The sequence below is a fragment of the Pseudomonas sp. genome, from assembly GCF_050739655.1.
Classification (GTDB): Bacteria; Pseudomonadota; Gammaproteobacteria; order Pseudomonadales; family Pseudomonadaceae; genus Aquipseudomonas.
The window spans coordinates 25,302-31,301 of sequence record NZ_JBOIBY010000340.1 but is presented as its reverse complement, the minus strand read 5'-3'; the positions used below and the strand labels follow the sequence as shown (position 1 = coordinate 31,301).

3 protein-coding genes are annotated in these 6,000 nt (G+C 60.8%); 2 read left to right on the top strand and 1 reads right to left on the bottom strand.

What is annotated here, in order from left to right; genetic code table 11:
• The first annotated feature begins 159 nt into the window (after window positions 1–159).
• Both ACRESJ_RS16370 and ACRESJ_RS16365 read left to right on the top strand, forming a co-directional pair.
• The gene (locus ACRESJ_RS16370) at window positions 160–1,818 is read left to right on the top strand and encodes a cyclic peptide export ABC transporter (protein WP_431758832.1); all 1,659 of its coding nucleotides are present in this window, start codon (window positions 160–162) and stop codon (window positions 1,816–1,818) included.
• A gap of 218 nt (window positions 1,819–2,036) precedes the next feature.
• Complete coding sequence (locus ACRESJ_RS16365; RefSeq protein ID WP_431758831.1) at window positions 2,037–4,517, top strand: TonB-dependent siderophore receptor; 2,481 nt, start codon at window positions 2,037–2,039, stop codon at window positions 4,515–4,517.
• A gap of 276 nt (window positions 4,518–4,793) precedes the next feature.
• On the opposite strand, the gene ACRESJ_RS16360 is transcribed toward ACRESJ_RS16365, so the two are convergent.
• On the bottom strand, window positions 4,794–5,750 hold the full coding sequence (locus ACRESJ_RS16360; protein WP_431758830.1) for an alpha/beta hydrolase: 957 nt from the start codon (window positions 5,748–5,750) through the stop codon (window positions 4,794–4,796).
• Window positions 5,751–6,000: the final 250 nt, after the last annotated feature.

Sequence of the window (6,000 nt, the reverse complement as noted above, 5' to 3'; positions counted from 1 at the left end):
ACAGTGATGTTGATTGAAAGACCGCTATCGCGAGCAGGCTCGCTCCCACAGGGTTATGTGTAAGGCGTCCCAGCGCCGTCAATCGGCGCTTGTCTAAATTCCCCCCGCGACCACACGTTCTACTGGGTATCTGCCTTCCGACCCAAGGAACTGTCTTCCATGACCCAGCCCACCCGAGGCGCCATCGGCGAATTGTTCGCCCTGCTCAAACCCTTTCGACTGATCGTCGCCGCGTCCATTTTCCTGGGCATGGTCGGTGGCCTGAGCGTCACGGTGTTGCTGGCGACCATCAACAACGCCCTGCATTCGGACAGCGGCCTGACCCAGGGCGTGGTCGCGCTGTTCGCCGGCCTGTGCCTGCTGGCGCTGGCCAGTTCGATCTGCTCCGACATCGGCACCAACTACGTCGGCCAGCACATCATCGCCAAACTGCGCAAACAGCTGGGTGAAAAGGTGCTGTCTGCACCAATCGAACAGATCGAGCGTTATCGCAGCCATCGCCTGATCCCGGTGCTGACCCACGACGTCGACACCATCAGCGACTTCGCCTTCGCCTTCGCGCCGCTGGCGATTTCCGTCACCGTGACCCTGGGCTGCATGGGCTACCTGGCAATCCTGTCGTGGCCGATGTTTCTGATCATGGTCGCTGCGATCCTGATCGGTACGGCGATCCAGGCCTACGCCCAGAGCAAGGGAGTGCAAGGTTTCATGGCCGCCCGTGACGCCGAAGATGAATTGCAAAAGCACTACAACGCCATCGCTGAAGGCGCCAAGGAACTGCGCATTCATCGCCCACGCCGCCAACGCATGTTCGCCTCGGGCATCAAGGGCACCGCCGAATTCATCTGCAACACCCAGGTACGTTCGATCAACACCTTCGTCATTGCCAAGACCTTCGGCTCGATGCTGTTTTTCGTGGTCATCGGCCTGGCGCTGGCACTGCAAACCTTCTGGCCGAGTGCCGACAAAACCGTGATGAGCGGTTTCGTGCTGGTGTTGCTGTACATGAAAGGCCCGCTGGAACACTTGATCAGCACCCTGCCGATCGTCAGCCGCGCGCAGATCGCTTTCCGCCGTATCGCCGAATTGTCCGAGCAATTCTCCACGCCGGAACCGCACCTGCTGCTCAGCGAAAAGGCCAACACCAAATCCGCCGTACAGGAGCTGCAACTGGCCGACGTGTGCTACGCCTTCCCCTCGGTTGACGGTGCCGCGCCGTTCCAGCTGGGGCCGGTCAACCTGACGATCAAACAGGGCGACATCACCTTCATCGTTGGCGAGAACGGTTGCGGCAAGACCACGCTGATCAAGCTGCTGCTGGGCCTGTACACGCCGCAGCAGGGGCAGATCCGCGTCAACGGCGAGGGTATCGACGCGCACAACCGCGACGACTATCGCCAGTTGTTCACCACCATCTTCGCCGACTACTACCTGTTCGACGACGTGGTCCAGGGCGATACGCACATCCCCGAAGACGCCAACCAATACCTGCAACGCCTGGAGATCGCGCACAAGGTCAGCGTCAAGGATGGCAACTTCACCACCACCGACCTTTCCACCGGTCAGCGCAAGCGCCTGGCGCTGGTCAATGCCTGGCTGGAAGAACGCCCGGTGCTGGTGTTCGACGAATGGGCCGCCGACCAGGACCCGACCTTCCGCCGGATTTTCTACACCGAGCTGCTGCCGGACCTCAAACGCCTGGGCAAGACCATCATCGTGATCTCCCACGATGACCGTTATTTCGATGTCGCCGATCAGTTGGTGCGCATGGAGCGCGGGCGGGTGGTGACCGAGCTGATGCCGACGGCTCTTGTGTAGGAGCTGCCGCAGGCTGCGATCTTTTGATCTTGCTCTTAAAAACAGAATCAAAGGATCGCAGCCTCGTTGCACTCGGCAGCTCCTACACACGGGGCGGGGCCCATCTAGAAAATTAATTTGCAGGTTTCTTTTCCGGTTTTCCGCCAACGCCCCGTCTTAATAATCATTCCCATTAACAAAAACTCTGCACAACACTTTTTCAGGAGCACTGGTAAGTAATGCGATCTCTTCCACGCCGCACACCTCTCGCGCTGGCTGTACAGCGCCCGAACTTGCATAGAACCCTGCTGACCAGCGTACTGCTGACCGCCACCTTGCTGGGGAGCTCGATGGCCAATGCTGCACCTGTAAAAGTGAGTATCCCGGTCCAGCCGCTGTCCAGCGCACTGACCGAACTGGGCATGCAGACCCATCTGCAGATTCTCTATAGCCCGGATCAAGTTGCCGGTCTGAAATCCCGTGCAGTGTCCGGCTCGCTCGAGCCATCCGAAGCGCTGGCCGAGTTGCTCAAAGGCACCGGCATTTCGTTCCAGATCAATGGCAACAGCGTGACGCTGATGTCCGGCGGCTCTTCGAGCCTGCAACTGGGCGCGACCACCATTTCCGGCCAGGCCCTGGGCCTGGTGACTGAAGACACCGGTTCCTACACCACCGGCGCTACCACCACGGCCACCAAGCTACCGCTGACCATTCGCGAAACCCCGCAATCGGTGACCGTGGTGACGCGCCAGCAGATGGACGACCAGGGCTCAAAGAGCGTGGGTGATGTCCTGCGTAATACGCCTGGCGTCACCATGCAAAAGTACGACAGTGACCGTACCGAGTTTTCCGCCCGTGGCTTTGCCATCACCAACTTTCAATACGACGGCGTCAACATTCCTTACGACGGTGTCTACGGTGAAAACCCGAACAACAGCGACGACGCTGCCAACCTGGACCGTGTTGAAGTCATCAAGGGCGCAACCGGCCTGATGACCGGCGCCGGTGACCCTTCCGCCACCGTCAACCTGGTGCGCAAAAAACCGACCAAGGACTTCAAGGCCTCGGTCAGCGGCACCGTCGGTTCCTGGGACAATTACCGCACCGAAGGCGATATCTCCGGCTCGCTGACCGACACCGGTAACGTGCGCGGCCGCTTCGTCGGCGCCTACCAGGACAAAGATTCGTACATCGACCATTACAGCCAGAAGAAAGACCTGTACTACGGCATCCTCGAAGCCGACCTGACCGAAGACACCCTGCTGACCTTCGGCGTCGACAAGTCCAGCGCCACTCCGCGCGGCAGCTCCTGGACCGGTAACTCGCCGTTCTTCACCGACGGTGGCCGCACCGATTTCTCCCGCCACTTTAACCCGGGCGCCGACTGGAGCCGTCGTGACTTCGACAGCACCACCTACTTCGCGTCCCTGGAGCAAGCGCTGGCCAACGACTGGAAACTCAAGGCCACCCTGGACCAGAAAACCACCGATCACGACACCCGACTGGCCTCGGCCAGCGGCGGCAACCCGGATCGCGCCACTGGCGAAGGCATGTTCTTCTACTGGGGCCGCTGGGAAGGTCATCGCGTACAAAACACTGCTGACATTAACGTCTCCGGCCCCTTCTCCCTGGGCGGTCGCGAACATGAACTGGTGGCGGGTTTCATGACCTCTCACTCCCGTCAGACCGGTGCGACCTACGACACCAGCGCCTTCGAGCTGGTGCCAGGCAGCATCTTTGACTGGAGAGGCGACATACCGAGACAGGACTTCCCTAAAAACGGCAAATACGAGCGCACCCAGAGCCAGAACGGTGTTTACCTGGCCACACGCCTGCGTCCAACGGACGAACTGTCGTTCATCCTCGGCGGCCGTCTGAGTACTTACAAGTACAACGAGGACTACACCTACGACGCTGACGCCAACCTCGCCGACACCCACGCCAGCTACAAGGAACACGGCGTCGTCACGCCTTACGCCGGTGTGGTCTACGACCTGGACGACACCTACTCGGTTTACGCCAGCTACACCAGCATCTACCAGCCACAAATCTACAAGGACGCCAGCGGCAAGACCCTGGAACCGGTTGAAGGCGACAGCTACGAAACCGGCATCAAGGCGGCCTACTTCGAAGGCAAGCTGAACGCCAGCCTGGCCCTGTTCCGCATCGAACAGGACAACGTTGCCCAGTACGTCACCACCAACGTCGATACCGGCCAGGACGTCTACAAGCCAACCACCGGCGCCACCACCGAAGGCCTGGAACTGGAAATGGCCGGCGCACTGGCCGAAGGCTGGAACGTGTCGGCCGGCTACACCTACGCCCGTACCCGCGACAAGGACGAACAGCGCATCTTCGGCTTCCCGCTGGCCACCACCAAGCCGGAACACGTGGTCCGCACCTTCACCACCTACCGCCTGCCCGGCGCACTGGACCAAATCACGGTCGGTGGTGGTGTCAGCTGGCAGAGCGCGTTCTACGGCCAGAGCTTCAACCCGAACGTGGGTGGCAGCGGCGAAGGCGCGACCGTCAACCTCAAGCAAGGCGGCTACACCCTCGTCGACTTGATGACGCGCTTTCAGTACGACGAACACCTGAGCTTCACCGCCAACGCCAACAACGTCTTCGACAAGAAGTACCTGACGGGCCTTGGCAACTTCGGCACCACCTTCTACGGCGAGCCGCGTAACTTCCAGCTGACGGCCAAGTACGACTTCTGAGCCTGAGCTGAAACGGAAAATGCCCGCATTGTGAGATGCGGGCATTTTTTTGGCTTGGGATTTGTGGTGAACCTGATATCGCCATCGCGGGCAAGCCCGCTCCCACAGTGATTTCGGTCATTCGCAGATTTCGCATACACCCACCGAACCTGTGGGAGCGGGCTTGCCCGCGATGGCGGTAGTGGCCTCACCCAGCAAAAAGATCGCAGCCTTCGGCAGCTCCTACACCCGATCCCTGTAGGAGCTGCCGAAGGCTGCGATCTTTTGGTCTTCACCTCAGATTTTGGAACGCACCCACCCCGCCATTTCCCCATGAATCCCTTGCACCTCACTCAACAACCCCGCCATGCGCAGGAAGTCATGGGTCATGCCCGGTTGCTCCAGCAGGGTCAGTTCATTGCCAGCAGCCCGCAGGCGCTCGGCGTAGGCCAGACCTTCATCATGTAGCGGGTCATGGCCGGCCAGGTAGACCAGTGCCGGGGCCATGCCGGAGAGATCGTCAGCCAGCAATGGCGAGCAGCGCCAATCTGCCAGATCAGCCGGGGTACGACCGTAATGGGCGTAGAACCAATCCAATGTCGGAGTTTCCAGCAAATAACCTTCGGCAAAATCCCGAGGCGAGGCGCGGTGGGTGGTGGCGTCGGTGACCGGATACACCAGCAATTGCGCCTTGGGTTTCAGCGCGAGTTCCTCGGGTTCGCGTACGGCGATCAGCGACAGCACGGTGGCCAGGGTTGCGCCGACGCTGTCGCCGGCCAGGGCCACGCGGTTGGCGTCTAGGCCGTGGGCGGCGCCTTCGCGCACCAGCCAGTTGCCAGCATCGCAAGCGTCCTGCACCGGGGTCGGGAATTTCCATTCTGGTGCCAGGCGGTAATCCACGGTCAGCAGGGCGAAACCGCCCTGGGCGGCGAGGCGGCGGCAGAGTGCGTCGTGGGAATCCAGACTGCCGACCACGTAGCCGCCGCCGTGGAAATACAGCATCACCGGTTGCAGGCCATCGACTGCTTTGTCATCGCGATACAGGCGTGCGGACAGGCTGTGGCCGTCGCGGGCGGCGATGGTGAAGTTTTCACAGGCGATGTGGTCCAGCGGCACGTCGAGGAAGCCCGAGGCGGCTTCGAAGTCGATGCGCGCCTGTTGTGGGGTTTGTTCGTGCATCGGGCGGCTTTTGCCGGTGAGGCGGCCGAACTCGGCGAGTTCGAGGAAAGCTTCAAGTTCTGGCAGTACGGCCATGGGGGAATCCTTTTACACAAAGAGGTGGAAAAACAATTTCGAGCCGGTTAATACCTTAGCCACACCGATCGTTCCCATGCTCTGCGTGGGAATGCCTCAACGGACGCTCCGCGCTCGGCTCTCGATTGGTACGCAGAGCGTCCCCGGCTGCATTCCCACGCGGAGCGTGGGAACGATCAGGTTCGAGCCGGTTATTACCTTAGCCACACCGATCGTTCCCATGCTCTGCGTGGGAATGCCTCAACGGACG

Bases quoted from the DNA above. Each gene is read 5' to 3' on its own strand.
- ACRESJ_RS16370 (WP_431758832.1), top strand. From the start codon at position 160: ATGACCCAGCCCACCCGAGGCGCCATCGGCGAATTGTTCGCCCTGCTC.
- ACRESJ_RS16365 (WP_431758831.1), top strand. From the start codon at position 2,037: ATGCGATCTCTTCCACGCCGCACACCTCTCGCGCTGGCTGTACAGCGC.
- ACRESJ_RS16360 (WP_431758830.1), bottom strand. From the start codon at position 5,750: ATGGCCGTACTGCCAGAACTTGAAGCTTTCCTCGAACTCGCCGAGTTC.